This window comes from Streptomyces sp. NPDC058469 (assembly GCF_042721125.1).
Lineage (GTDB): Bacteria > Actinomycetota > Actinomycetes > Streptomycetales > Streptomycetaceae > Streptomyces.
Map to the genome: position 1 here is coordinate 31324 of NZ_JBHXME010000041.1, position 25904 is coordinate 57227.

Annotated in this window: 21 protein-coding genes and 1 riboswitch; of the genes, 9 read left to right on the plus strand and 12 right to left on the minus strand. The window is 69.5% G+C overall.

The window, feature by feature from the left end; genetic code table 11:
- Positions 1 to 44 precede the first annotated feature (44 nt).
- Positions 45 to 2141: a DNA helicase RecQ gene (recQ, locus tag ACFWP5_RS19625; RefSeq protein ID WP_384157654.1), complete on the plus strand. Its 2097-nt coding sequence runs from the start codon at positions 45 to 47 to the stop codon at positions 2139 to 2141.
- Between the two features lie 402 nt (positions 2142 to 2543).
- Here the strand turns inward: recQ and ACFWP5_RS19630 are convergent, their stop codons facing one another.
- Together ACFWP5_RS19630 and fahA are read right to left on the minus strand one after the other, a co-directional pair.
- Entirely contained in the window at positions 2544 to 3482 is a 939-nt protein-coding gene (locus ACFWP5_RS19630) for a M56 family metallopeptidase (protein ID WP_384157657.1), read from the minus strand.
- A 246-nt stretch (positions 3483 to 3728) separates the two neighbouring features.
- Entirely contained in the window at positions 3729 to 4943 is a 1215-nt protein-coding gene (gene fahA / locus ACFWP5_RS19635) for a fumarylacetoacetase (RefSeq protein WP_384157660.1), read from the minus strand.
- A gap of 197 nt (positions 4944 to 5140) precedes the next feature.
- Between fahA and ACFWP5_RS19640 the strand changes: the two genes are divergently transcribed.
- Entirely contained in the window at positions 5141 to 6427 is a 1287-nt protein-coding gene (locus tag ACFWP5_RS19640) for an ATP-grasp domain-containing protein (protein WP_384157662.1), read from the plus strand.
- Positions 6428 to 6456: 29 nt separating this feature from the next.
- Positions 6457 to 7665: an NAD(P)-binding domain-containing protein gene (locus ACFWP5_RS19645; protein ID WP_384157665.1), complete on the plus strand. Its 1209-nt coding sequence runs from the start codon at positions 6457 to 6459 to the stop codon at positions 7663 to 7665.
- 26 nt (positions 7666 to 7691) lie between these two features.
- On the opposite strand, the gene ACFWP5_RS19650 is transcribed toward ACFWP5_RS19645, so the two are convergent.
- On the minus strand, positions 7692 to 8378 hold the full coding sequence (locus tag ACFWP5_RS19650; protein ID WP_384157668.1) for a formylglycine-generating enzyme family protein: 687 nt from the start codon (positions 8376 to 8378) through the stop codon (positions 7692 to 7694).
- Between the two features lie 3 nt (positions 8379 to 8381).
- Positions 8382 to 9116: a hypothetical protein gene (locus ACFWP5_RS19655; protein WP_384157671.1), complete on the minus strand. Its 735-nt coding sequence runs from the start codon at positions 9114 to 9116 to the stop codon at positions 8382 to 8384.
- A gap of 64 nt (positions 9117 to 9180) precedes the next feature.
- On the opposite strand from ACFWP5_RS19655, the gene ACFWP5_RS19660 reads away from it, so the two are divergent.
- Positions 9181 to 9729 carry a hypothetical protein gene (locus ACFWP5_RS19660; RefSeq protein WP_384157674.1) on the plus strand — a complete coding sequence of 183 codons (549 nt, stop codon included), beginning with the start codon at positions 9181 to 9183 and terminating at the stop codon, positions 9727 to 9729.
- Positions 9730 to 9850: 121 nt separating this feature from the next.
- Here the strand turns inward: ACFWP5_RS19660 and ACFWP5_RS19665 are convergent, their stop codons facing one another.
- From ACFWP5_RS19665 to ACFWP5_RS19690, 6 genes are all read right to left on the minus strand, one after another.
- Positions 9851 to 10753 (minus strand): helix-turn-helix transcriptional regulator, encoded by a 903-nt coding sequence (locus ACFWP5_RS19665; protein WP_384157677.1) that lies wholly within the window; start codon positions 10751 to 10753, stop codon positions 9851 to 9853.
- A 1-nt stretch (position 10754) separates the two neighbouring features.
- The gene (locus ACFWP5_RS19670; RefSeq protein ID WP_384157680.1) at positions 10755 to 12470 is read right to left on the minus strand and encodes a protein kinase; all 1716 of its coding nucleotides are present in this window, start codon (positions 12468 to 12470) and stop codon (positions 10755 to 10757) included.
- A gap of 338 nt (positions 12471 to 12808) precedes the next feature.
- Positions 12809 to 13021 (minus strand): DUF397 domain-containing protein, encoded by a 213-nt coding sequence (locus ACFWP5_RS19675; protein WP_384157683.1) that lies wholly within the window; start codon positions 13019 to 13021, stop codon positions 12809 to 12811.
- Positions 13018 to 13893, minus strand: a complete 876-nt coding sequence (locus ACFWP5_RS19680; RefSeq protein WP_384157686.1) for a helix-turn-helix domain-containing protein — start codon at positions 13891 to 13893, stop codon at positions 13018 to 13020. Before ACFWP5_RS19680 ends, ACFWP5_RS19675 begins: the two co-directional genes overlap by 4 nt.
- Before the next feature lie 111 nt (positions 13894 to 14004).
- Positions 14005 to 15180 (minus strand): arabinogalactan endo-beta-1,4-galactanase, encoded by a 1176-nt coding sequence (locus tag ACFWP5_RS19685; RefSeq protein WP_384157688.1) that lies wholly within the window; start codon positions 15178 to 15180, stop codon positions 14005 to 14007.
- Positions 15181 to 15250: 70 nt separating this feature from the next.
- Complete coding sequence (locus ACFWP5_RS19690) at positions 15251 to 17257, minus strand: beta-galactosidase (RefSeq protein ID WP_384157690.1); 2007 nt, start codon at positions 17255 to 17257, stop codon at positions 15251 to 15253.
- A gap of 242 nt (positions 17258 to 17499) precedes the next feature.
- Here ACFWP5_RS19690 and ACFWP5_RS19695 point away from each other — a divergent pair, with 242 nt between their 5' ends.
- The 5 genes from ACFWP5_RS19695 to ACFWP5_RS19715 all read left to right on the plus strand — a co-directional run bounded on the left by ACFWP5_RS19695 (position 17500) and on the right by ACFWP5_RS19715 (position 22844).
- Positions 17500 to 18834: an ABC transporter substrate-binding protein gene (locus ACFWP5_RS19695; RefSeq protein WP_384157693.1), complete on the plus strand. Its 1335-nt coding sequence runs from the start codon at positions 17500 to 17502 to the stop codon at positions 18832 to 18834.
- Positions 18831 to 19820 (plus strand): carbohydrate ABC transporter permease, encoded by a 990-nt coding sequence (locus tag ACFWP5_RS19700; protein ID WP_384157696.1) that lies wholly within the window; start codon positions 18831 to 18833, stop codon positions 19818 to 19820. The genes ACFWP5_RS19695 and ACFWP5_RS19700 overlap by 4 nt, the downstream gene beginning before the upstream one ends.
- A complete protein-coding gene (locus tag ACFWP5_RS19705; RefSeq protein ID WP_384157699.1) occupies positions 19817 to 20698 on the plus strand; it encodes a carbohydrate ABC transporter permease in 882 nt (293 codons plus the stop codon). Before ACFWP5_RS19700 ends, ACFWP5_RS19705 begins: the two co-directional genes overlap by 4 nt.
- A 204-nt stretch (positions 20699 to 20902) precedes the next feature.
- The gene (locus ACFWP5_RS19710; RefSeq protein WP_384157702.1) at positions 20903 to 21931 is read left to right on the plus strand and encodes a LacI family DNA-binding transcriptional regulator; all 1029 of its coding nucleotides are present in this window, start codon (positions 20903 to 20905) and stop codon (positions 21929 to 21931) included.
- Positions 21932 to 22037: 106 nt separating this feature from the next.
- Complete coding sequence (locus ACFWP5_RS19715) at positions 22038 to 22844, plus strand: HAD family hydrolase (protein ID WP_384157705.1); 807 nt, start codon at positions 22038 to 22040, stop codon at positions 22842 to 22844.
- A 116-nt stretch (positions 22845 to 22960) separates the two neighbouring features.
- On the opposite strand, the gene ACFWP5_RS19720 is transcribed toward ACFWP5_RS19715, so the two are convergent.
- Positions 22961 to 23434 carry a transglycosylase SLT domain-containing protein gene (locus ACFWP5_RS19720; protein ID WP_384157708.1) on the minus strand — a complete coding sequence of 158 codons (474 nt, stop codon included), beginning with the start codon at positions 23432 to 23434 and terminating at the stop codon, positions 22961 to 22963.
- A 3-nt stretch (positions 23435 to 23437) separates the two neighbouring features.
- A riboswitch (cyclic di-AMP (ydaO/yuaA leader) is annotated at positions 23438 to 23643 on the minus strand.
- Between the two features lie 231 nt (positions 23644 to 23874).
- Positions 23875 to 25884, minus strand: a complete 2010-nt coding sequence (locus ACFWP5_RS19725) for a CocE/NonD family hydrolase (RefSeq protein ID WP_384157711.1) — start codon at positions 25882 to 25884, stop codon at positions 23875 to 23877.
- Positions 25885 to 25904 lie beyond the last annotated feature (20 nt).

Here is a 25904-nt window from a genome sequence, read left to right on the forward strand (position 1 = left end):
GCAGTGGTCGAGGGACGACGTACGGGGGACGAGCGATGCACGGGATGGGCGGGACGGTTGTGACGACCGAAGTACGGACGCCGGCGGCACAGGGCGAGAGCGAGGCGCTGGCCACGCTCCACCGCGTCTTCGGGTACGACAGCTTCCGGGGCGAGCAGGAAGAGGTCATCGAGCATGTGGTGGCGGGCGGCGACGCCGTCGTCCTCATGCCGACCGGCGGCGGCAAGTCGTTGTGCTACCAGATCCCGTCCCTGGTCAGATCCGGTACGGGAGTGGTCGTCTCCCCGCTGATCGCGCTGATGCAGGACCAGGTGGACGCGCTGCGGGCGCTCGGGGTGCGCGCCGGGTTCATGAACTCGACGCAGGACTTCGACGAGCGGCGCGTGGTCGAGGCGGAGTTCCTGGCCGGCGAGCTGGACCTGATCTATCTCGCGCCGGAGCGGCTGCGGCTCGACAACACCCTGGACCTGCTGTCGCGCGGCAAGATCTCGGTGTTCGCGATCGACGAGGCGCACTGTGTGTCCTCGTGGGGTCACGACTTCCGCCCGGACTATCTGTCCCTCTCGGTGCTCGGCGAGCGCTGGCCGGACGTCCCGCGGATCGCGCTCACGGCGACGGCCACGGACGCGACGCACAAGGAGATCACCCAGCGGCTCAACATGCCGAGCGCCCGGCACTTCGTGGCGAGCTTCGACCGGCCCAACATCCAGTACCGGATCGTGCCGAAGGCCGACCCCAAGAAGCAGCTGCTGAGCTTCCTTCGCGAGGAGCACGCGGGCGACGCGGGCATCGTGTACTGCCTGTCCCGCAAGTCCGTCGACACGACCGCCGAGTTCCTGTCGCGCAACGGCATCGAGGCGGTGCCGTACCACGCGGGCCTGGACTCGGGCACCCGCGCGGCGCACCAGTCCCGGTTCCTGCGCGAGGACGGTCTGATCGTCGTCGCGACCATCGCTTTCGGCATGGGCATCGACAAGCCGGACGTACGGTTCGTCGCCCACCTGGACCTGCCGAAGTCGGTGGAGGGCTACTACCAGGAGACGGGTCGTGCCGGGCGGGACGGAATGCCCTCCACGGCATGGATGGCGTACGGCCTGAACGACGTCATACAGCAGCGCAAGATGATCCAGTCGAGCGAGGGCGACGAGGCGTTCCGCCGCCGGGCCGCCTCCCACCTGGAGGCCATGCTCGCGCTGTGCGAGACCGCGCAGTGCCGGCGCGGCCAACTGCTCGCCTACTTCGGGCAGGACCCGGACGTGGCGGGCTGCGGCAACTGCGACACCTGCCTCACCCCGCCGGAGACCTGGGACGGCACGGTCGCCGCGCAGAAGGTGCTGTCGACGGTGGTGCGGCTGCAGCGGGAGCGGGGCCAGAAGTTCGGCGCCCTGCAGATCGTGGACATCCTCTTGGGGCGCCGGTCGGCCAAGGTGATCCAGTTCGACCACGACCAGCTGTCCGTGTTCGGCATCGGCGAGGATCTGGCCGAGGGTGAATGGCGGGGCGTCGTACGGCAGTTGCTGGCTCAGGGGCTGCTCGCGGTCGAGGGGGAGTACGGCACGCTGGTACTCACCGAGGCGAGCGGCACGGTGCTGCGGCGCGAGCGGGAGGTGCCGCTGCGCAAGGAGCCGAAGAAGCCGGCGAGTTCGCGGTCGGGGTCCTCGTCCTCGGGCCGGGGCGAGCGCAAGGCCAAGGCCGCGGCGGTGGAGTTGCCCGAGTCGCTGCAGCCCGCCTTCGAGGCCCTGCGCGCCTGGCGCGCGGAACAGGCTCGTGAGCAGGGAGTTCCGGCGTACGTCATCTTCCACGACGCCACGCTCAGGGAGATCACGACGATCTGGCCCACGTCGGTGGGGCAGTTGGGGGAGATCAGCGGGGTCGGCGAGAAGAAACTGGCGACGTACGGGGAGGGCGTGATCGGGGTGCTGGCGGGGCTGGGCGAGGCGCCGAGCGGGGGCTCGGGGGCGGCTCCGGCGCCGGAGCCCGCGCCAGCTGTAGCGCGGAGTTCGGCGCAGGCGCAGGCCTCGGCGCAGGCGTCGGCACAGGCGTCGGCACCCGCACCGGCACGGGCGGCGAAGGATGTTGACCCCGGGGCGGATTACTGGCCGGAGATGGATGCGGAGCCGGAGCCTGAGGACTGGATATAGGGGCCGGGGCTGGAATGTAGGGGCCGGGATCGGGTGTAGGGAGCCTGGTGCGGTCCTCGGCCCAGGGCCGTCAGTCCGGGACCGGGTGTAGGGAGCCCGGTACAGCCCCCAGCCCAGGGGCGTGAGCCCGGGGCCGTGAGCCCGGGGCCCTCAGTCCAGTGCGTGTTCGGGTCGGCCTTGTCGGCCCGTCCCGTTGGGCGAGTGCGTCGGGCCCGGGCGTCAGTCCGCTGCCGCCGGGCCGGTGCCGTCAGCTGACTGCGGTCAGCGGCCCGGTCGTCAACCCAGGGCCGTCAACTGAGGGTCGTCAGCCGAGGGTCGTCAACTGAGGGTCGTCAACCCAGGGCCGTCAACCGAGGGCCGTCAGCCCAGGTGCGTCAGCGCAGTGACGTCCGTTTGGGCCGCTCAGGCCAAGGCCGTCAGGCCGGGAGCGAACACGATCAGCAGGGGCAGCAAGGGGACCAGGGCCGCCACCGTGGTCGTCAGGGCCCGGTGACGGCGGCCCAGCCTCGGGCGGGGGTCCAGGAGGCGGTCGACGCGTTCGCCGAGGAGGCGGTGGCTGGAGGCGCAGGAGAGGACGCCTCGATGGTTGTTCAGCTCGATCAACGCCAACGCCGTGGTCAGGTGGCCGCATTGGCGGGAGGCGGTGTCGTCGGCGGCCAGCTCGACCAGGCGGTGGGTCTGGTCGCAGAAGTGGGCGAACAGGGGGACGTGCGGGAAGCCCGAGGCCAGTGCGGTCGACAGGTGCAGGAGCCAGTCGTGGTGGGCGCGGGCGTGGCCGCGTTCGTGGGTGAGGACGGCGTCGAGCTGGTGGCCGGTGAGGCGGTGCAAAGCCCCCGTGGTGACGACGAGTTGGGGCGGATGGCCGGGCATCCACCAGGCGTCCGGGTACTCGTCCTCCAGGACGAGGAGGGGACCGCGCGCCGGTGGCAGGCCGGCCGGCAGGTCGGGGGCGCGTTCGCGCAGGTGTGCGCGGGCCTGGCCGCGGCGGCGGCGGGCCTCGGCGAGTTCGCGGGCCAGCATCGCGGTGGTCCAGGCGGCCCCGCAGGCGAGTGACAGCGTGAGGGCGACCGCCCAGACAGGGGCGGCGGAGAGGTCGTAGGCCGCGGTGACGGCCGGGGGAGCGGGGGCGAAGACATGGTCACGGACGGTGTGGAAGACGGCGGCGGCGCCGAGGACCAGGGCGGCCAGACAGCACAGCAGGACCGTGGCGACCAGGCACTGCCACACCCACAGGCCGACCACGGGTTCCCGCTCGGGCCACACGGCCCGGGTGAGCGCGCGCGGAGCCGGCACGGCGGCCGAGAGGGCGACGACGCTCAGCAGGAGCAGGCAGACAGTCATGCCACGGGCTCCGGATCCTGGTCAACGGAACGAACAGAAGGAACGGGAGGAACGGGAGGAACGGAACGAACAGAAGGTGCGGGTGCGGCTGTACCCGAGGGCGGGTACACGACATGTGCGCCGCCCGCCGTCAGTATGACTGCACGGGCGGCCGGAGTCAGGTGTACGGAGACCACCGGACTCATCTCACCCGCCGACCCCCGCGCCACGATCCGCCCGCCGATCCCCACGTCTCAGTCCCGCGTCTCAGTCCCGCGCCACGATCCGGCCGGTGACCTCCCCCAGGCCCACCCGCGTGCCGTCCGCGCCCGGTGCCCACGCCGACAGGGTCACCACGTCCCCGTCCTCCAGGAACGTCCGCTTGCCGTCCGGGAGTTCGAGGGGGTCGCGGCCGTTCCAGGTCAGCTCCAGCAGCGAACCGCGCTCGCGTTCCGTCGGGCCGCTGACCGTGCCGGAACCGTACAGGTCGCCGGTGCGCAGGGAGGCGCCGTTGGCCGTCATCTGGGCGAGTTGCTGGGCGGCCGTCCAGTACATGGTGGAGAACGGCGGCTCGGACACCGTGTGGCCGTTGATCGCGACGGAGACGCGGAGGTCGTAGCCGCCGGGTTCCTCGGCCGAGTCGTCCAGGTAGGGGAGGAGTTCGTGCGTGCGCTCCGGCGGTGTCACCCGCGACTCCTCCAGCGCGTCCAGCGGGGTGATCCACGCCGACACCGACGTGGCGAAGGACTTGCCGAGGAACGGGCCGAGGGGGACGTACTCCCAGGCCTGGATGTCGCGTGCCGACCAGTCGTTGAGGAGGCACAGGCCGAAGACGTGCTCGCGGAAGTCGGCGAGCGCCACCGGCCGGCCCCTCTCCGACGGCGCCCCGACCACGAAACCGACCTCCGCCTCGATGTCCAGGCGGACGGACGGGCCGAAGACGGGCGCCGGGTCGGCCGGGGACTTGCGCTGCCCGGAGGGCCGTACGACATCCGTGCCCGAGACCACGACCGTGCCGGAGCGGCCGTGGTAACCGATCGGCAGGTGCTTCCAGTTGGGGGTCAGGGAGTCGGGCGCGTCGGGGCGGAAGATGCGGCCGACGTTCCGGGCGTGGTTCTCCGAGGCGTAGAAGTCGACGTAGTCCGCGACCTCGAAGGGCAGGTGCAGGGTCACCGCGGAGAGCGGGTGGAAGTACGGGGTGATCGTGTCCTGGTGGGAGGGCACCGTCACCCACGCGGTCAGCGCGCGCCGGACATCCGACCAGGCCGTGCGGCCCGCGGCGAGCAGCGGGGTGAGGGTGGGGTGCGCGAGGAGGGAGACGTACGGCGAGCCGAGCGCGGAGGCCGCGGCGCCCGCGTCGAGCACCTGGTCGCCGAGGCGGACGCCGACGGTCCGTTCGTCCGAACCGGCGGGGGAGAAGACGCCGTACGGAAGATTGTGCGCGCCGAAGGGGTCGCCCTCGGGAAGGTCGAAGGGGGGCATGGGGTGCTGCCTCACTCTCGTGCGTACTCGCATGTGGCCGCGCCATACGTTACGGGTGAGTTGCAGGGACCGGCAGTGTCTAAAGAGTTCGCAATGTCCGAATAAGCCTTGTCGGAAGAGGCAATTCCGGCTTAGCGTCCTTTGGGGGACACGGACGGGGTGGGTCCGGTCCGTAGGGGGGACACGTGGGGGGACCCGTGGCCAAGCGCACCAGCAGCGTGCCTTTCGAGGCCGACCGCGAAGTGCCGGGCCTGATCGTGAAGTTCGGCGACTATCCGCTGCATCACGGCGGGGTGGGCGCGATCCGGAGTCTGGGGCGCCTCGGCGTGCCGATGTATGCGATAACGGAGGACCGTTACACGCCGGCGGCCGTATCCCGTTACCTGGAGCGCGCGTTCGTGTGGCCGACGACCGGCACGGAGGAGCCCGGGCGACTGGTGGAGGGTCTGCTGCGTATCGGGCGCCGTATCGGCCGGCCCACCGTCCTCATCCCCACCGACGAGGAGGCCGCCGTCCTGATCGCCGAGCACCAGGACGCGCTCGGCGACCGCTTCCTCTTCCCGCGCGTGGAACCGAAGTTGCCGCGTCACCTCGCGAGCAAGCAGGGCCTGCACGAACTCTGCGTCGAACACGGCATACCCAGCCCCACGGCCGCCTTCCCGCAGTCGTACGACGACATCGTCGACTTCGCCGAGAAGGCCCGCTTCCCGATCGTGGCCAAGAACAGGGAGGCGTTCGTACGGCGCTCCCAGCCCGCCGTCAACGGTACGACGAAGATCACGACCCGCGAGGGGCTGCTCACGCTGGCCCGGGACTGGGGCGAGCACCCCGGGGTGATCCTCCAGGAGTACCTGCCGAGAGAGGAGGCCGAGGACTGGATCGTGCACGCCTACTTCGACCAGGACTCGACCCCGCTCGCCATGTTCACCGGCGTCAAGGTGCGCTCCTGGCCGCCGCACGCGGGGATGACCGCACATGCGTACGTGGTCGACAATCCGGAACTCGCGGACCTCGCCGCACGTTTCATCAAACAGATCGGCTTCACCGGAATCGTCGACCTCGACCTGCGCTTCGACCGGCGCGACGGTCAGTACAAACTGCTCGACTTCAACCCCCGCATGGGCGCCCAGTTCCGGCTCTTCGAGAACGAGTCGGGGGTGGACGTCGTCCGCGCCATGCATCTCGACCTGACCGGCCGCGCCGTCCCGGAGGGGGAACAGCGCGCCGGCCACCGGTACATCGTGGAGAACATCGACCTGCCCGCCCTCCTCGCCTACCGCCGCAGCGGCTATACGACGCCGCACGCGCCGGCGAAGGCGAGCGGGACGGAGCTGGCCTGGCTCGCGGGTGACGACCTGCGGCCGTTCTTCACGATGCTTGCCCGCTTCGTGCGGCCGGGCGCGAAGCACCTGTATCAGCTGTGGCGCACCAACCGGCGCGGCAGCAGCACCAGCAGTTCGAGCAGTACCTCCAGCACGAAGTGACGAAATTGAATGTCCTGGGGAGGGACTTCGTGATTCAACCGGTAGCAGTCATCGGCGCCGGGCCGTTCGGCCTGTCCACCGCCGCGCATCTGCGGGCACGCGGCATTCCGGTCCGTGTCTTCGGCGAGCCCATGGTCAGCTGGCGCGACCACATGCCCGCCGGGATGCTCCTGAAGTCGACCCCCGCCGCCTCCAGCCTCGACGCCCCGCAGCCCGGCCACAACCTCGTCGACTACTGCGACGCGGCCGGCATCCCCCGCCTGGTCACCGACGAGGACATCATCCCGGTGGAGACCTTCATCGGCTACGGCGAGTGGTTCCAGCAGAAGCTGGTGCCCGAGCTGGAGCGGGTACGGGTCGTCTCCGTGGACCGGAACAAGGACGGCGGCTTCGAACTCAAGCTGGACTCGGGGGAGTTGTTCACGGCGAGGGCGGTCGTGGTCGCGACCGGCCTGTACGGCCTGGCCCACCTCCCGCCGGAGCTGGCAGCCGCTGCGGTCGACGGGCCCGCGCCCACCGGTCCCGTCTCGCACAGTTCGCAGCACCACGACCTGAGCGGGTTCAAGGGCAAGGAGCTGATCGTCGTCGGCGCCGGGCAGTCCGCCCTGGAGACGGCGGCGTTGGCGGCGGAGGCGGGTGCGAATGTGCGGATCGTCTCGCGCGGGAACGGCCGGGTCGCTTTCGGCGCACCGCCCTGGAAGCAGCCGAAGCTGCGCCCCGAGTCGCCGTTCGGACGGGCGTGGTCGCTGTGGGCGCTGAGTTACTACCCCCAGCCGTACCGCTACCTCCCCGAGCAGACCCGGCACTACCTGGTCCGCCGGGTGCTCGGCCCACTCGGTGCGTGGTGGCTGCGCGAGCGGTTCGAGGGGAAGGTGCAGGTCAGCCAGGTCGAGCGGATCGTACGGGCGGAGGCGGGCGGGGCGAACGGCGGCCCGGCGCTCACAGTCGCGACGCCGGGCGGAGGCACACAGCAACTCACCGCCGACCACGTCATCTCGGCGACGGGGTACCGGGTGGACATCGCGGCGATGGACTTCCTGGGGCACGAGTTGCGCACCCAGCTGGCGGTGAGCCGGGGTACGCCGAAGCTCGGTGCGGGGTATGTGTCCTCGGTGCCGGGGGTGTACTTCACGGGGCTGCCGGCGGCGTCGTCGTACGGGCCGGTGATGCGGTTCGTGTGCGGGACGGAGTTCGCGTCGCCGAGGCTGGCGAAGCATCTGGCGTCCGCGCACGGGTAGGTGACGACCGGGGTCGCGACCGGGGCTCAGCTCGTTACGGACCGGATCGATCGGGCGACGCGGAAGCCCACGTCGTCCACGCGGAAGGTGGGGTGGCTTCGGCGTCGTACCGAGGCGCGGCAGCTCCAGTGCTCGTCGAACCAGCCGCCGCCGCGCAGGACCCGGTAGGTGCCGTAGACCTCGGGGTCGTAGAGGTCCCAGCACCATTCCCACACGTTGCCCAGCATGTCGTGCAGGCCCCAGGGGTTGGGGAGTCGGCCGCCCGGTTCGTGGGGCCGCTCCCCGGAGTTGGCGCGGTGCCAGGCGATGTCGTCGAGGGGTCCGTAGCGGGGGCCGCTCGTCCCCGCCCGGCACGCGTACTCCCACTCGGCCTCGGTGGGGAGGCGGTAGCCGTCGGCGGAGGGTTCGCGTACGACGGCCTCGCCGTGGGCGTCGAAGTCGTACGCGGGTGGCAACTCCTCTTGCCGTGAAAGGGAGTTGCAGAAGAGGACCGCGTCCCGCCACGACACGGTCTCCACGGGGAGGCGGTCGCTGCCCTGTGCGGTGCTGGGCCGCTCGCCGGTGACCTGGGCGTACTGCTCCTGTGTGACGGGGAGGGCGCCGAGGTGGAAGGGGGCGAGGTCGACCGTCCAACTGCGTTGCGTGCGGCGGTCGGAGAGGGTGACCTGGCCGGATGGGACGGGGACGAGGTCGATGTGGGTGGTCGTGCCCATGAGTTACGTCAGCTCCGTGAGCATCGGGTTGAGGCGGGCGGCGAGTTGGGGGTCGGAGTGGTCAAGTTCCGCTGCCGTGGCTGTGATTGTCGTGGTGAGCGCGCGGCGGAGTTCCGGTTCCGTGAGGGAGCGGATGAGGGTGGACTCGAGTGGGGTCGTGACCTCGGCCGGTAGCAGGTGGGCGCCTTTTGAGTAGGCGGTGGGGAGGTCGAGGCGTAGGCAGGCCAGGGTGATCAGTTGGTCGCGCAGGGCGTTGATCCAGTGCGCTGCCTGCCAACTATGGCCCCGTTCAAGGCAGATGCGGGCGTGCAGGGCGTGGTGCCAGGCGTAGCCGATCAGGGTGTTGCGGTCGGGTGGGGGGAACGGCGGCTGTTCGTGGGGGGTGCCGAAGAGTGTCTGCCAGGCCGGACCCCGGGCGCCGAACTCCGGTTCCGGGGCGAAGGTGAGGTCCAGCTCCACCCACCCGGGCAGCAGGAACACGCGGATGACGCTGATGCCGCCCACGCCGAGATCCCAGTGGTGCCGGGCGTCGAACTCGTCGTAGATCCACGCCGTCCACCGGTTCACTGTCTCGGCGATCTCGCCGTCGACCGCCAGCACGATGTCCGTGTCCGACCAGCGGTCGCCGGTGCCGGTGGCGTGCGAGCCGGTGTAGGCGAAGCCGACGATCGCGTCGTCGGCTTCGGCGCGGACGAGGAGTTGGGCGCGGGTGCGGTCGCGTTGTTCGGGGGTGAACATGCCTCGATGATGCCTTCCAGGTCTTCGCCACGCGTTGTCAGTGGGGCAGTGCATGATCCGGTGGATGCGCTACACGACGTGGACTTCGGATCGGATGTTCGTCTCCTACCGGCAGTACTACCTGCAGGGCGACGAATTTCTCAGCGAGTACGACGACGCCGACACGGTCAGGCGGATCTTCGCGGGAAACAGCCTGGCGGCAGGGGGCCCGGAACACCTCACGGTGCTCGCGGGCACGCACACCGGCTGGATACGCCTGACCACCCGGCAGCGCGCGGCTGAACCACCGCTGCCGGGCGAGGAGTGGGAGACGGTGGTGGACGTGAGTATCTGCAGTACGAGTGGCGACCTGCGGTTGTTCCGGTGGGGCGGTGACGTCGAGGAGGACGCCGGGAACTTCGCGACGGGCGGCGCGGGTTGGTATCGCGTCCGTGTGCAGGCGCGGGGACGTGATGAAGGCGACGGGCACGCGGGCGACACCCCGGTGGAAGAGCACTTCCTCAGCGTGTGGCCGGCGCCGCCCGAACCCGACACCGTGCACCGTGCGAACGACACGTTCGCCCGCACGCACTATGACCCAACTCGACCTCCCGGCCAGCCTGTTCAGCCCTGAGTGCGGGCCGGTGGTGCGGCGGGTGGTCGGTCGGACAGGTGGCCGGGGTTCAGGCCCTCACGGACCGGGCGACGCGGAAGCTCATCTCGTCGGCGCGGAAGGGCGGGTGACTTCGGGCGCCTCAGCCGAGGGTGGAGGTCTCCGAGTCGGGGTGGGTCAGTCCGTCGCGCGGTGGAGGACAGGACGCACGTAGAGCAGCCAACTTCTCCGCGTCGGTGGTGTCGGACACAGTCGCACACGTGAGGATCCTGAGGTCGGTGCCAGCAGGAACCAGGGTGTCGATGTCGACGGCGATGTCACCCACCAGTGGATGCTCGATGGTCACGTGGTCGCCGGCATAGGGGCCGGCAGTGCCGTTGGACCACAGACGGGCGAAGCGCGGGTTGCTTCGAAGCATGCGCTCAACGAGTGAGGCAAGACGTACGTCATGGGGATGGGCGGCGGCCGTCACACGGAGGTCGGCGACGAGGTCCTCCTCCTGCGCTTCGATGCCTTTTCCTGGCCGAATGGGCCATGCCGCAATCGGTTCCAGTCCTCGGCTGCCGCTCGCCGGGAACGTCCCGGCAACGAGACTGCGCTCGTCCCAACCGTACGCACGGGGATCTCCGATCGCGGCCGTCCACATCCTGTTCCAGCCGAGGATGGTCCAGTCGGCAGCGAAGACCGCGGCGGGAACGTCTCCCAACTGCCGTACAAGTCGCTGCGCACTCAGGGGCATCTCCCTGGAGACCTTCCCCACCGAGGGCGGTACGAGGCCGGCGCAGCGAAACAGATGGTCACGCTCGGACGGGTCGAGGCGCAGTGCTCTGGCCAGGGCGGCGACCACTTGGGCCGAGGGGTTGCGGGCGCGGCCCTGTTCCAGCTGCATCACGTAGTCGGCGGACAGGCCCGCCAAACCGGCCAGTTCCTCGCGGCGCAGTCCGGAGATGCGCCGTTCCCCGCCGACCGCCAGCCCGAAGTCCTGCGGTGACATGCGCTCACGCCAACCGCGCAGAGCCGTGCCGAAGTGGTTCATCGCTGCCATGTCATTGGAGGGTCCAGGTCTGGTTGTCCCAGCCGTTGCATTCCCACAGGACCACCACCGTGCCGCTCGTGCCCCCGAAAACGGTGACGCATTTCCGGGACTGATCAGCCACCAGTTCCGTACCGGAGAAGTGGAATTGCTGGCTGGAGTCGCCGCTGCACGCGCTCAGTTGGATCTCGGTCCGGTCGTCGCTCGCTCCGCCGGCCACGGTCATGCATTTCCCCAACGAGCGGAAGGTGTCCCCCGATCCGGTCTGCCAGTGCTGTGCCGCGGAACCGTCGCAGGTGACATGGACCAGCTGGATTCCCTCGGTCCCGGCGCCGCCGCTCAGGCACTTCTGCGTGGCGGGGACCACCAGGGCGTGGCCGACGACCGGGTCGACCGTTGCGCCGGATCCGCTCTCCTCGGATCCGGCATTGCCTCCGGACCCCGACTCGGATTCCTCCTGCACTGTCGTGGACGTCGGCTGCGAAGAGGCGTGCGGCGTCGGTGACTTGGCGCCGGAACTCGCGGAGTGGGACGCCTTGGGGGAGGAGGTCGTGGGTGCGGATGTGTCCCTGGCCTGTTGGGTGGGGTCGTCGGCCGGGAGCGTGCCGTCCGACGCGGTGACGCTGGTGCTGTTGCTGCTGCTCTTCCCCGTCGGCAGGGTGGTCAGCAGTACGGCGATCGTGATCAACAACGCCGTGGCGACGGCTGCGGCGAGCACGACTGGCTTCTTCGAACGGGCCGGGAACCGGTGCGCCTGCTGGTCGGTCGTGTCGGGCGACGGAGGTTCTGCGGGTGGCTCGGCCGCGGAGGCCTCGTCGGTTCCGCGGTCCGAGTTGAGCCCCGGTGCCGGTGCCGGTGCCGGTGCCGACTCCGACTCCGATCCCGACTCCGGCAGAACAACAGAGGACCCCGCTGCGCCCGCCGGTATTCGCAGCATGCGTTCGGCGTCCTCGGCCGACAGCCGCTCGTCCGGTTTGGCCATGAGCAGGCCCTGGATCAGGGGGGTGAGCGGTCCGGCGCCGCGCACCTCGGGAGGCGGTTCCATGGCGATGGCGTACATCGTCTGCGTCACCGTGTCCCGGAGGAACGGTGAGCGGCCCTCGATCGCTTCGAAGAGCGTCGCGCCCAGTGCCCACAGGTCGGCCTCCGGTCCGGGTCTGGCGCCGACCAGTCGCTCGGGGGCCATGAAGTCGACCGATCCCACCAACTGGCCGGTGCGGGTGAGCGCCGAGGTCTCGGCGGCCTGGGCGATGCCGAAGTCGGTGAGGACCACGCGGCCGTCCTCGGCGAGCAGCACGTTGCCCGGTTTCACGTCCCGGTGCAGGACCCCGGCCCGGTGCGCGGCCCGTAACGCGGCGATCACGCCCCGGCCGATCCGGGCGACCTCGTCGAGCGGGACCGGGCCGTGCTCCTTGATCAGGTCGGCGAGGGTGGTGGAGCGCACGTACTCCATCACGATGGTGGGCCGGCCCTCGTCGTCCACGACGTCGTGGACCACGACGACATTGGAGTGGCTGATCCGGGCGGCGCTGCGGGCCTCGCGCCGGGCGCGTTCGAAGAGGGTGGCGAGTTCGGCGTCGTCGAGTTGGGGCTGGGGGTGGAGCTTCTTGACGGCGACCTGGCGGTCGAGGAGTTCGTCGTGGGCGCGCCACACGGTGGCCATGCCGCCCCGACCGATGCGGTCGAGGATGCGGTATCGGCCGGCGATCAGCCGTCCTTCGTCGGACACCGTGGGTTCCTTTTCTCTGCTTCAGGGACCGATCCGGCCGACGGTGCCACGGCGTTCTTCCGGCCGACTGCACGCCCAACGGCTCCGCACCTGCGGCTTGTTGAGGAGCATCGTGGCAGCGAAGGGTCCGGAAGCAGCCGCTTTCCACGGCGCGCCGGGCCCGGTTGTCGCGCGCGGGGCGGCGCCGCCATCTCACGGCACGAAGGTCCGACGACCGTGGTCGACGAACTCGCCGGGCCTTCGCGTGCCGATCATCCTCTACGGGGACGGCAGCCGCCAGCGGTCAGGGTAGGGACAGCAGTACTACCCACGGCATTGCTCCAACCCCAAGGGTGGGGCTAGTCGTTCGAGTCGTAGGGAACGAAGTCGGTCCAGGTGGTGGGGGCGAAGGTGAGGCGGGGGCCCTGGGTGTGGTGCTTGGAGTCGCGGATGTGGATGGTGCCGGGGGTGGTGGCCACCTCGACGCAGTCGTTCGGGTCGCTGGTGTCGCTGAAACTGCTCTTGAACCAGTGCAGTTCGGAAGCGTCTCCGTCGGGGGCCTTGCGCATCATGTCTCTCCCAGTAGTTGCTCAATGAAGGCCAGGGACTCCCGTGTGCTCAGAGCCTCGGTTCGGATAATTCCATAGCGCAACTCAAGGATCCGCAACTGCTTCAGGTCGGAGACAAGACGACCGCCGTACCCGTCATCCATGCGACCGGTTGCTGTACCGTCCCCGAACTTCAACACCTGGATCCGCCCTCCCATCCCGGGATGGTCCCAGCGGTCCGTCGGCAGCACCTGGATTTGGACGTTCCGCAACTGGGACATTTCCACGACGTGTTCGAGCTGCCTGCGCAGTACGTCCTTGCCCCCGACCGGGCGCCTCAACGTCACCTCTTCCAATACGAAGCTGAGTTCAGGAGCAGGCGAGCGTTGGAAGATCTTCTTCCGGGCCATGCGCCCGGCGACCGCCCGCTCCAACTGGTTTTTCGGAAGCGCGGGCCGTTGCGATCCGAGCAGCGCCGACATGAACTCCTCTGTCTGCAGCAGGCCATGCAGAGCGTGACTACCGTACGAGAGCAGTTCGACCGCGCTGGCCTCGAACGTCGCCAAGTCCCGCACCCTCTTCGGATACCGAACCTTCTCCACGTCCTCCTTCATCGCCGAGATCAGCCCATCCGCCCCCAACACCTCGTCCGAGGTGTCCAGATACTCGGGCCGGGGAATCCGCCTGCCGCCCTCGATCTTGCGGACCATGTCCTCGCTGTAACCGACCCTCACCGCGAAGTCAGCGGTCCGCATCCCCACCGCCTCGCGCCGGAGCTTCAACTGGCGCCCCACCGTGGCGACCACGGCGAGGCCCCACTCGTCGTCCGGGTCGACCTCCCAACCCGGCTCGTCCGCCTCGCTGTTGAGCTGCTCCGGCTCACTCTCGACACTCATCCCGCGCCCTCCGTCGTACGACCGTGCCGCGACGGCCACTACCCGTACGAACTGTCCCAGCCACCCGGACAGCACCGGACAAACACCAGACAAGTCACCCCACGAGCAGCTCTACGACCGGTAGCCGCCCAGCGTCCGCAGCCCCGGCAGCGCCCTGTCCTGGAAGTCGAACAACGCCAGGTTCTCCCACGCGTTGCCGGACGTCGGGTCGGTCGGGTCCCAGCCGTCGCCCTTGCGATACGTCCAGACCCCCTCCCAATAGCAGTAGCCCAGGCCCTTGTTGCCGGGAACGTTCGCCATCAGGTCCGCCACTGTGCGCAGCCACGCCGCCTGGCCCGCCGGTGTCGCCGGATAGCCCTCCGTGAGCTGCGAGGGGTCGTACATGATGTCGTTCGTCGCGTCCTCGCTCTGCAGCGTGAACGGGTACGCCGTCTCCGCGATCAGCACCGGCTTGTCGTAACGGGCCGCCAGATCCGCCAAGTTGGCCGCCGCGGCCTCCGGAGCGCCGTGCCAGAACGGGTAGTACGACTGGGCGATGATGTCGAAGTCCACGCCGTCGGCGACCACGTTGTCGTACCACCAACGTGACGTGCCGTTGTCGCCGCCCGAGGCGATGTGGAGCATCGTGCGGATGCGCGGTGTCGTGTCGCGCGCCGCGTTCAGGCCTGCCTTGAGGAACGTGGTCAGGTTGCCCCAACCCCCGCCGTCGTCACCCCAGTTCTTGCCGGTGGGCCAGAGGACGCCACCGTTGATCTCGTTGCCGATCTGGACGAGGTCGGCCGGGGTGCCCTGGCGGCGCAGGGCGCCCAGGACGTCGGCCGTGTGGTCGTAGACCGCCCTCGTCAGGCCCGCCACATCCAGGTCGGCCCAGGCCGCCGGCTTGGTCTGGTGCGACGGGTCGGCCCACGTGTCGGAGTAGTGGAAGTCGACCCAGATGCCGATGCCCGCCCGGCGCAACCGCTTCGCCAACGGCAGGATGTGCTTCTTGTTGTTGTAGCCGTCGGCCGGGTTCACCCAGACCTTGAGACGGGCGTGGGTCACACCGGCGTCCGCGAGGATCCGGATGGGATCGTCGCGGCGGCCGTCCGCACGGCGGTACACGGCACCGAACGCCTCGTCCTTGGGGAGCGACGAGATGTCCATCCCCCGGATCTCCAACCGGCGCCGGTCCGACGCACCTCCGGTCGAGGTACCGGTACCGGTGCTCGCCACGGCCGGTGCCGCGCCCAACACCGGTACCGCGAGCGCGGCCGCACCCGCCGCCGTAAGAACACTGCGTCTACGCATAACGAAGTTCCCTCTCAATGACAGCAATTGACAGCAACGGCAGAACTGAGCTGCCCGGCAACGGAGTTGGTCAGCGCGGGTCCCGGAACACCTCCACCCCGCCCGCCGGCACCGCCGCCCGACTCCCGTCCGGCAGCACCACCTTCACCTCGCCCCCGGTGTGGTTCACCGCGAAGCGAAACGTCCCCGACTCGCCCTCCCGTACGACGAGTTCGACATCGCGAGGCAGGTCGACCGGCGTGATCCCGGCGTCCGCGAGGGCGAGGTCCACCACGGCCGCCAGATCCGCACCGGTGAGCCGTGTCGCCAAGTACCAGGCCGCACCGGACCCCAGCGCGTACCGGGTCAACGCGGGCCCTCCCGCCGTACGCCCGTCGGCAAACACCGCGACCGTCTCGCAACCGGCCCCCGGCACCACCACCTCCGACCACAGATCCGCCACGTACGACGAACCGTCCGCCCCCCGAACCGACACCGTCTCGCCCGGCAGCAACGGATCGAACTCCTCGACGGTCAGCCCGAGTACGTTCCGCAGCGCCCCCGGATACGCGCCCGGATGCAGCGTGTCGTTCTCGTCGACGATCCCGGAGAAGAAGGAGACCAACAGCGTCCCGCCCCGCGACACGTACCTCTCCAGATCGGCACCCACCCCGACCGGCGCCGCGTACAACTGCGGTACCACCAGCAGCGGATACCGCTCCGGGTCCAGGTCCCCCAACCCGGTCGGCGGCAGGAAGTCGACCGTCAAGTGCCGGTCGTACAAGGCCTCGTAGAACGAATCCAACCGTTCCCGCGCGTCCAGATCCTTGCTCGGCCGCCACTCCAGGCTCTGCGCCCACCAGGAGTCCCACGACCACACCATCGCCACGTCACCCCGCGTCCGCGTACCCCGCAGACCGGCCCGGCTCAGGCCCGCGACGCGTCGGCCGAGGTCGGTGACCTCGCGCCAACCCCGGTTGTCGGTACCGGAGTTCGCCAGCATCGCGGTGTGGAACTTCTCCGCGCCGGACTGCGACTGCCGCCACTGGAAGAACATCGCGCCCTCGGAGCCCCGGGCCACGTGCCCGAGTGAGTTCCGCGCCATCTCACCGGGACGCTTCGCCGGGTTGTACGGCTGCCAGTTGACCCCGGACGTGGCGTGTTCCAGCAGCAGCCACGGGCCGCCGTCCGCCACCGAGCGCGTCAGGTCGGCGGCCAGCGCCAGGTTCACGTGGGTGCGGCGGCCGTCCGTCATCAGGTAGTGGTCGTTGGTGACGAGGTCGACCTCCTTGGCCCAGGCCCAGTAGTCGACGGTCTGGCCCTGGCTCGGCGCGACCATGAAGTTGGTGGTGACGGGGACGCCGGGGGAGAGGCGGTGCAGGATGTCGCGCTCGGCCACGAAGTTGGCGCGGGCCTGGGCGTCGGCGAAGCGGTGGTAGTCCAGTTGCTGGGTGGGATTGCATACGGACGGGGTCGCGCGGGGCGGAGTGATCTCCTCCCAGTCCCCGTACTGCTGGCCCCAAAACGCCGTTCCCCAGGCCTGGTTGAGGGCGCCGAGCGTGCCGTAGCGCACACGCAGCCAGTCCCGGAAGGCCGTCGCGCAGGTGTCGCAGTAGCAGGCGAGGACGGGGGCGCCGTACTCGTTGTGGACGTGCCAGAGCACGACGGCGGGGTGGCTGCCGTAGCGCTCGGCGAGGGCCGTCGTGATCGTGGCCGCGGCCGCCCGGTAGTCGGGGTTGGAGTGGCAGATCGCGCCGCGCGAGCCGAAGGCCAGGCGGACGCCCTCGCGCGTCACCGGGAGCGCGTCGGGGTGCGCGCGGTAGAACCACGCAGGCGGTACGACGGTCGGCGTGCCCAGGTTCACGGAGATCCCGGCCGAGTGCAGCAACTCGACGACCCTGTCGAGCCACTCCCAGTCGTACTCACCGGGACGCGGCTCCATGCGGGCCCAGGAGAAGACGCCGAGGGAGACGGCCGTGACACCGGCCTCCCGCATCAGCCGTACGTCCTCCTCCCAGACCTCCTGCGGCCACTGCTCGGGGTTGTAGTCACCTCCGAAGGCGAGCGGCAGACGGTCGTGGGGGGCGGGGGACGGCATGGGTTCACTCCCGGGGGTCGGTGACTGAGGCGGCCACAGCACGGCTGAAACGCGGCCGTTTCTGTGATCGTGCACATGGATGGTTGCGGCGTCCATCCGTCAGCAACAAGTAGGTAACCCCAGGGTTCATCCATTGACAAGGGTCCGAAACAATTCTCTACTGTGCACGGTCACAGAGCCGTGCAGAGCATGCGGGACATCCGATGGGACATCGGGGGCCGGCTCGCACTCAGTCAGGGGAGATGAAGATGTCGATCCACCGCCACCAGTTCAGCAGGCGCAGCATTCTTGCCGGGGCGGCAGCCGTAGGCCTCACGGGCACTCTCGCCGCCTGCGGCGGTTCCGACGACGACTCCGGCAAGAGCAGCGGGCCCGTCAAGCTGACCTACTGGACCTGGGCGCCGAACATGGAAAAGGTCGCCGCGATCTGGAACAAGAAGAACCCGGACATCACGGTCACCGTCTCCAAGCAGGCCGCCGGCAAGGACATCGTCTCCAAGCTGATCACCGCGAAGAAGGCGGGCAACGCCCCCGACCTCATCCAGGTCGAGTACCAGTCGCTGCCGACGCTGGTCTCGAACGACGTCCTCGCGGACATCTCGAAGTACGCGAAGTCCGCCAAGTCCCAGTTCGCAGAGGGACTTTGGAGCATGGTCACGCTCGGCACCGACGCCGTGTACGCGATACCGCAGGATTCCGGGCCGCTGATGTTCTTCTACCGTGAGGACCTGTTCAAGAAGCACAACCTGACGGTCCCGGCGACCTGGGACGACTTCGCCAAGACCGCCCGCGCCGCCAAGAAGGCGGTCCCGGACGCGTACTTGACGACGTTCTCGTCCAACGACCCTGGATTGTTCGCCGGGTTGGCGCAGCAGGCCGGTGCCAAGTGGTGGACCGTGGAGAGCGGCGGCAAGTGGACCGTCGGCATCGACGACGCGGCCACGAAGAAGGTCACCGACTTCTGGGGCGGTCTCGTCCAGGAGGGCGCGATCGACAACCAGCCGATGTACACGCCGGCTTGGAACAACGCCCTGAACAAGGGCACCCACCTCGGCTGGGTCTCCGCCGTGTGGGCGCCCGGTGTGCTCGTCAGCTCGGCCCCCGACACCAAGGGCAAGTGGCGCATGGCGCCGCTGCCGCAGTGGAGCGCGGGCGAGGACGTCACCGGCAGCTGGGGCGGCTCCTCCACCGGCGTCTCCACCGACTCCAAGCACGCCGAGGCCGCGACCAAGTTCGCGAACTGGCTGAACACCGACCCGGAGGCGCTCGCCGCCCTGGTCAAGGAGGCGGGCATCTACCCGGCGGCCACCAAGGGCCAGTCCGGCTCGGTGCTCACCACGCCCGCGTTCTTCCCGAACCAGACCGACTTCTACGACACGGCCGCGAAGATCGCCGCCACCACGGCCGCGTCCGCCTGGGGCCCGAACGTCCAGGTCGCCTACGACACCTTCAGCGACGCGTTCGGCACGGCCACCAAGGCGAAGAAGTCGGCGCAGTTCGACTCCGCGCTCGCCACCATGCAGTCGAAGACCTTCACCGACATGAAGAAGCAGGGCTTCAAGGTGACCGAGGCATGACCAGCACTCCGCTCAAGGGCTCCGACCGGCTGACGGCCGGGCCCTTGGCGGACGGCACCGCCACCTCCGTCCGCCCCCGCCGCCTCCGTCGCCGTGGCCGCAGCGCGCCGTACTGGTTCCTCGTACCGGCCGTGCTCCTGTTCGCCGCCTTCACCGTCGTGCCCATCGGGTACGCGGTGTGGCTCAGTCTCCACAAGGTCCAGGTCAAGGGCATCGGCCTCGGCAAGGGCGCCCGCCAGCAGGTCTGGAACGGCATCGGCAACTACACCGACGTCCTGAACGACTCCGAGTTCGGCCACAGCGTCCTGCGGGCCTTCGGCTACGGCCTGATCGTCATCCCCACGATGCTCGGTCTGGCGCTGGTCTTCGCGCTGATGCTGGACACCCCGCAGGCGCGCAGCGCCAAGTTCGCCCGGCTGGCGATCTTCCTGCCGTACGCGGTGCCCGGCATCATCGCCGCGCTGATGTGGGGCTTCCTGTACCTGCCGACGGTCAGCCCCTTCTACTACCTGCTGCGCGAGTTCAACCTGCCGCAGCCGGACCTGTTCGACGGCGGCAACCTGTACCTGTCCTTCGCGAACATCGCGGTGTGGGGCGGCACGGGCTTCAACATGATCGTCATCTACACCGCCCTGCGCTCGATCCCGCAGGAGATCTACGAGGCCGCCCGCATCGACGGCGCGTCCGACCTGAAGATCGCCCTGCGCATCAAGATCCCGATCGTGATGCCGTCGCTGGTGCTCACGTTCTTCTTCTCGGTCATCGCCACGCTCCAGGTCTTCACCGAGCCCATGGCGCTCAAGCCGCTGACCAACGGCCTCTCCAGTTCCTGGAGTCCGCTGATGGCCATCTACGACGCCGCCTTCCTCAGGTCGGACATCTACGGCGCCTCCGCCACCGCCGTGGTGCTGGCCCTGGCGACCTTCGCGCTCTCCTTCACGCTGCTGCGCGTCTCCGACCGCTACACCCGGGAGGACCGGGCATGACCCCCCTCACCCTCACCGCCACCGACGCCCGCCCGGGCCCCGCGAAGGCGAAACGCACCGCATGGGTGCCCACCCTCGTCCTGGCCCTCGGCTCGCTGTACTGCCTGATCCCCGTGGTCTGGGTGGTCATCGCGGCCAGCAAGGGCCGCGGCGAACTGTTCTCCACGTTCACCTTCGCCCCCGGCACCGGCTTCCTCGACAACCTCAGGCAGCTGAGCTCGTACCGGGACGGCATCTACTGGGAGTGGATGGTCAACTCCCTCTTCTACGCGGGCGGCGGCGCCCTGCTGTCGGCGGCGGTCTCGGCCGCCGGCGGCTACGCACTGGGCCGGTTCGCCTTCAAGGGACGGGAGTTCGTCTTCAAGCTGATGCTGGCCGGTGTCCTGGTCCCGAGCATCGTGCTGACCGTCCCCCAGTACCTCCTCCTGTCGAAGCTGGGCCTGGCCGACTCGTACTGGTCGATGCTCCTGCCGTCGATCCTCTCGCCCTACGGCGTCTACCTCGTCCGCATCTACGCGGCGGCCTCCGTGCCCGCCGAACTCCTCGAAGCCGCCCGCATGGACGGCGCCAGCGAGTGGCGGATCTTCTCGCGGATCGCGGTGCCGATGATGATGCCTGGGCTCATCACGGTGTTCCTGTTCCAGTTCGTCGGCATCTGGAACAACTTCCTGCTGCCGTACGTGATGCTCGCGGACGACACCAAGTTCCCGCTCACGCTGGGCCTTTACACCCTGCTCAACCAGGGCGCCTCGCAACCGGCGCTCTACACCCTGGTCATCATGGGCTGTTTCCTCGCGATCCTGCCGCTGATCGCGCTCTTCCTGGTGATCCAGCGGTTCTGGTCACTGGACCTGCTGAGCGGATCGGTCAAGGCGTGAGCGCTCCGCTGGAAGTGCCGTGATGGGCCGTCACTCGTCCGCGGCGCCGTCGTGGCTGGTCGCGCCCACGCGGCGGTAGCCGCACATCGAACGCAGCCCCGCGCCCCTTCAGGGCGCGGCCGAACCGCTGCCGACTTCGCGCGACCTGCCCAGGAACCGGGCGGACCCCCCACAGCCGACCGCCCCCCACCACGAACGAGGAACATGACGACGAGCTCGAACGGCCGCCGCAAGCCGCCCACCATCCACGACGTGGCCCGCGAGGCGGGCGTGTCGCGGGGCACCGTCTCCCGGTTCCTGAACGGCGGCCACTACGTCTCGCCCGCCGCGCGCACCGCGGTGGAGACGGCGATCAGGAAGACGGGCTACGTCGTCAACCGGCACGCCCGCTCCCTGAGCACCGGACGGTCGGACTCGGTGGCGTTCCTCCTCACCGAGCCGCAGGAGAAGTTCTTCGAGGACCCCAACTTCAATGTCCTGCTGCGGGGCTGCACCGAACACCTGGCCCGCCACGACATCCCGCTGCTGCTGATGCTGGCCTCTTCAAAGGACGAGCGCCGCCGACTGACGAGGTACATCACCTCGGGCCACGTGGACGGCGTTCTCCTGGTCTCCAACCACAGCGGCGACCCGGTCGCGTCCGAACTCCGGGACGCGGGCATCCCGTTGGTGGCCTGCGGCAAGCCGCTCGGCACCGCCTCCAAGTACAGCTACGTGGCCGCCGCCGACCGCGACGGCGCCCAGGAGATGGTCCGCCATCTCATCGCGGGCGGCCGTCGCCGCATCGGCATGGTCACCGGCCCGCTCGACGCCCCGGGCGGCCCCGACCGCCTGGCCGGCTACCGCGACGTCCTCACCGAGGCGGGCCTGCCCCACGACCCGACCCTCGTGGTCGAGGGCGACTACCGTCGCACGGGCGGCGAGGAAGCGGCCCGCAGACTCCTGTCCCAGGCCCCCGACATAGACGCGGTCTTCGTAGCTTCCGACCTGATGGCGCTGGGAGTCGTCAACACCCTGCAACAGTCCGGCCGTTCGGTCCCGGATGACATCGCTGTCGGAGGCTTCGACGACTCGGCGGCGGCCACCGCCATCACCCCGGCCCTCACGACCATGCGCCAGCCCTACGACCGGATCAGCGCCGAGATGGTGCGGATGCTGCTGGCCCAGATCGCCGGCGAGGACACGGCGGGCGTGATCCTGCCCACCGAACTGGTGATCCGGGAGTCGGCATAACCGCCGTAACTGTCAAACCAACCGGAACACGGGTCAACGCATGTGTAGGCGTGAGCCGTCCGGTTCGTGTCGAGTCGGTGGGGCTTTCCATCCGTATTCTCTGATCATGGCCGCACCCCACGCATATGCACTGATCGCCACCGACCTGGACGGGACGCTGCTGCGCGGCGACGACACACTCTCCGACCGGTCCCTCGCCGCGCTGCGGCGGGTGGCGGCGGCAGGTGCACGGCATCTCGTCGTCACCGGCCGGCCCGCCCCGAGGGTGCGGCCCCTCCTCGACGACCTCGGCTCCAGGGGGCTCGCGGTGTGCGGACAGGGCGCGCAGTTGTACGACGCCGGCGCGGACCGTCTGCTCTGGTCGGTCACCCTGGACCGGGAGTTGGCGGAGACCGCGCTGGGCAAGATCGAGGCCGAGGTGGGCCAGGTGTACGCGGCGGTCGACCAGGACGGCGTGGACGGCCTCACCCTCATCGAGCCCGGCTACTTGATGCCGCACCCCACGCTCCCCGCGGTACGGGTCGGCCGACGCGACGACCTCTGGGCGGAACCCATCAGCAAGGTGCTGCTCCGTCACCCCGCCCTGGCGGACGACGAGTTGGCGTCCACGGCTCGCTCGGTGGTCGGTTCCCTGGCCTCGGTCACCATGTCGGGCCCCGGCACCGTCGAACTCCAGCCACTCGGCATCACCAAGGCGACGGGCCTGGCCCTGGCCGCCCGCCACTTGGGCCTCACCCCGTCCGACACCATCGCCTTCGGCGACATGCCGAACGACATCCCGATGTTCGACTGGGCAGCCCACGGCGTGGCAATGGCCAACGCCCACCCCGAACTCAAGGCGGTGGCCGACGAGGTGACGCTGTCGAACGAGGACGACGGCATCGCGGTGGTACTGGAAAGACTGTTCAGCTAGAACGCGCCCCTGAAAAGGGGCCCGAAGGGCCTTTTCAGGGGCGCGGGGAACTGCGCGACCAGCCACGACGATGGTGTCACTCAAAACACAAACCCGTCGTGGCTGATCCAACGGTTCTAGTAAGCCCCGTACACGTTGTCGATGGAGCCGTACACAGCCGCCGCGTAGTTGCAGGCGGCGGTGATGTTCGCGACCGGGTCGTACGAGTCGAACGACGTCCCCGCCACGTGGTACGCGTTGAACGTCGGGTCGATCACCTGAAGCAACCCCTTCGACGGCGTACCGGCCACCGCGTTGGAGTCCCAGTTGTTGATGGCGTACGGGTTGCCGGAGGACTCACGGATCACGTTCCGGTAGATCCCGTTGTACGTACCCGGAATCCCCTTCTGCGCCATGATCGCGAGCGACTCACGGATCCACCCGTCAAGGGTGTTGGGGTACCCGGCGGCAGTGGTCGAACTGGTCGACGTGGTGGCGGCCGACGCGGTGGTCGCACCGACGACAGGCAGGGCGAGTATCGCCACACCCGTGCCGGTGACGACCAGGCGGCGGACAAGGCGGGCGCGGCGGGACTGAGCGGTTGCAGGCATGACGAGGTTCCTCTCCGTCGCCTGCGAGGTGAGCTGTCGGGTTCGGGCTGGGAGGTGCCCGGCCAGGCCCTTGCGGACGTGACTTAACCCCAAGCCGTTCCGGTCGCGACGACCGGTCCGGCGACTTACCTGGTTCCCCCGCTCCTGCCGTGCGAGATGTGTTCGTGGCTGGGATGCCGGGCGGCGGCAGGATTCGGCGTTCCGCTCGACAGGCCGGGAACGTATGCGAGAGCACATGTCCGGAACAAGTGGCGGAATCACACCTAACCCCTATTGACCTTGGTCTGAGGCGTATGGGGCACTTGATCCTTTGCGTGAGCCAAGGGTCAACTGTCAAACGCCATAAGGGGAAACGCGGGCAGACCGGGACACAGGTCGCGCACAGAAATGAGTGACCCAACTCACGGGAGGATTAAGAACGGCAAATCGGGCATTCGACCTCAACTGGCAGTTCTCGGAATCCTTTTCTCCCATGTCCGATGAAAGATCACCTCTTCGCCCTCGGTGCAGATGACCTCGTTGGAGGTAATAAAGTCCGTTTCGTCGCAAGTAATCTCCGACCGCGTGCGCACGCTCGTGTCCCAGGCCGCCTCCGGCCGGTGCAGCCGGATCGACCAGTCCGAGCGGGTGCGCGCCGACAACGGGTCCGACTCGTCGATCGTGTACGTCTCCAGCGCGTCCTCGGTGAACTCCAGTCCGTCCGGGTACACGCGCGTGCCGCCGTACCGGGGGTCCACCTCCAGCCGCCACTCGCCCTTCGCCACATCCCGCACGACCAGCCGCTCGGGGCGCGGTTCGTCAAGGGTGGCCGGGTAGTTCACCCCGAGTGGCTCGGCCTCCTCGGGCTCCTCGAAGCGGATGTCGTCGGTACGGAGGTCGTCGGTCAACTCGTGCTCCCGCACGGGGAGTTCGAGCGCGCTCCCCTCCGGGTCCAGCGTGAAGCCCGCCGCCGACTCCGGCTGCGGCCAGATCCACGGCCAGTACGCCGACGACACCGCGAGCCGGATGCGATGCCCGGGCGGGAACGCGTGCCCGATGCCGTTCAGCTCGAAGGTCACGTCCTCGGTGGCACCCGGCGTCCACGGCACCGCCCGGTCCCGCCCGTGCCGCGCCGACAGGTTCAGCACACCCCGGGTGACCAGGGTCGAGGAGCCGTCGGGGGCGACGTCGCACAGCCGCGCGATCACCTGCCCGCGCGGCACCTCGCAGGTCAGCCGCAGCCGCACCCCCGGCCGCCCCAGCACCCACGTCTCGGCCGGCACCTCGAACTCGAAGCACGCGGAGCGCGCGTCCTCGTCCCGCTGGTCCGGCGGCAGATCGGCGTCGTTCCCGAAGGGGAAGAAACGGCCCGCGTCCACACCGGTGTGCATGGGGGAGCGGACGATCACGGGGGCGCCCCGGAGGCCGTACGTCGTCGTCTTCACGTGCGGCGAGGGCCACGCGGGCTCGCCGACCCAGCGGCCCGGAAGGGAGTCGTAGACCGTGGCCGGAGGGTGGGAGTCGCTGACGTAGGCACGCAGGAGGGGGTCCGCCATCACCCCCGTGTCGATGCCCTTGAGGTGCTGGTCCCACCAGCGGAGGGTCTCCTGGAGGAAGCCGATCGCGGGGCCCGGCGGCAGGCCGCGGTCGGGGTACTGGTGCGACCAGGGGCCGACCAGGCCGCGCACGCGGTCCGGCGGGAGGTGCTCGACGAGCCGCAGCACCGTGTCGCGGTACGGGTCGTGCCAGCCGCCCACCGCGAGGACGGCCGCGTCGATCGCGCCGTAGTCCTCGCAGACGCTGCCGTGGCGCCAGTAGTCGTCGCGGATCTGGTGGGCGAGCCAGGTGTGGATGAACGGGTCGATCTGTTCGAGGCGTTCGAGCCACATGTCGCGCCAGATCAGGCCCGCGTACTCGGGGTCCGGCGGGCGGGCGACGAAGGCGAGCATGGTGGCCGCCCAGGCGTGCAGGTCGACCGCGAGGGCGGAACCTCCCATGTAGTGCACGTCGTTGTCGTAGCGGTCGTCCGTGGAGCAGACCGTGACGATCGCCTTGAGGGGCTCGGGCGCGAGGGCCGCGATCTGGAGGGAGTTGAAGCCGCCCCAGGAGATGCCGAACATGCCGACCTTGCCGGTGCACCAGGGCTGCGCGGCAAGCCAGTTGACCACCTCGACGCCGTCCGCGAGTTCCTGTGCGTCGTACTCGTCGCCGGGTGCGCCCTCGCTGTTGCCGTGCCCGCGCACGTCGACGCGGACGGAGGCGTAGCCGTGGCCCGCGTACCAGGGGTGGCGCTGGGCGTCGCGGGGCGCGGTCCAGTCGGTCAGGCGGTACGGGAGGTATTCGAGGAGCGCCGGCACGGGTTCGTCCGTCAAAGGGCGCCACACGCGTGCGTAGAGACGCGTTCCGTCGGGCACCCGGATACGGAGGTCCTCGTGGGTCGTCTCGTAGGGGAAGGACGTTCGGATGCGCATGATCGTGACCCCTGGGGCTC

Bases quoted from the DNA above. Each gene is read 5' to 3' on its own strand.
- recQ (WP_384157654.1), top strand. From the start codon at position 45: ATGGGCGGGACGGTTGTGACGACCGAAGTACGGACGCCGGCGGCACAG.
- ACFWP5_RS19630 (WP_384157657.1), bottom strand. From the start codon at position 3,482: ATGACTGTCTGCCTGCTCCTGCTGAGCGTCGTCGCCCTCTCGGCCGCC.
- fahA (WP_384157660.1), bottom strand. From the start codon at position 4,943: ATGCCCCCCTTCGACCTTCCCGAGGGCGACCCCTTCGGCGCGCACAAT.
- ACFWP5_RS19650 (WP_384157668.1), bottom strand. From the start codon at position 8,378: ATGGGCACGACCACCCACATCGACCTCGTCCCCGTCCCATCCGGCCAG.
- ACFWP5_RS19655 (WP_384157671.1), bottom strand. From the start codon at position 9,116: ATGTTCACCCCCGAACAACGCGACCGCACCCGCGCCCAACTCCTCGTC.
- ACFWP5_RS19660 (WP_384157674.1), top strand. From the start codon at position 9,181: ATGCGCTACACGACGTGGACTTCGGATCGGATGTTCGTCTCCTACCGG.
- ACFWP5_RS19665 (WP_384157677.1), bottom strand. From the start codon at position 10,753: ATGGCAGCGATGAACCACTTCGGCACGGCTCTGCGCGGTTGGCGTGAG.
- ACFWP5_RS19675 (WP_384157683.1), bottom strand. From the start codon at position 13,021: ATGATGCGCAAGGCCCCCGACGGAGACGCTTCCGAACTGCACTGGTTC.
- ACFWP5_RS19680 (WP_384157686.1), bottom strand. From the start codon at position 13,893: ATGAGTGTCGAGAGTGAGCCGGAGCAGCTCAACAGCGAGGCGGACGAG.
- ACFWP5_RS19685 (WP_384157688.1), bottom strand. From the start codon at position 15,180: ATGCGTAGACGCAGTGTTCTTACGGCGGCGGGTGCGGCCGCGCTCGCG.
- ACFWP5_RS19690 (WP_384157690.1), bottom strand. From the start codon at position 17,257: ATGCCGTCCCCCGCCCCCCACGACCGTCTGCCGCTCGCCTTCGGAGGT.
- ACFWP5_RS19695 (WP_384157693.1), top strand. From the start codon at position 17,500: ATGAAGATGTCGATCCACCGCCACCAGTTCAGCAGGCGCAGCATTCTT.
- ACFWP5_RS19700 (WP_384157696.1), top strand. From the start codon at position 18,831: ATGACCAGCACTCCGCTCAAGGGCTCCGACCGGCTGACGGCCGGGCCC.
- ACFWP5_RS19705 (WP_384157699.1), top strand. From the start codon at position 19,817: ATGACCCCCCTCACCCTCACCGCCACCGACGCCCGCCCGGGCCCCGCG.
- ACFWP5_RS19710 (WP_384157702.1), top strand. From the start codon at position 20,903: ATGACGACGAGCTCGAACGGCCGCCGCAAGCCGCCCACCATCCACGAC.
- ACFWP5_RS19715 (WP_384157705.1), top strand. From the start codon at position 22,038: ATGGCCGCACCCCACGCATATGCACTGATCGCCACCGACCTGGACGGG.
- ACFWP5_RS19720 (WP_384157708.1), bottom strand. From the start codon at position 23,434: ATGCCTGCAACCGCTCAGTCCCGCCGCGCCCGCCTTGTCCGCCGCCTG.
- ACFWP5_RS19725 (WP_384157711.1), bottom strand. From the start codon at position 25,884: ATGCGCATCCGAACGTCCTTCCCCTACGAGACGACCCACGAGGACCTC.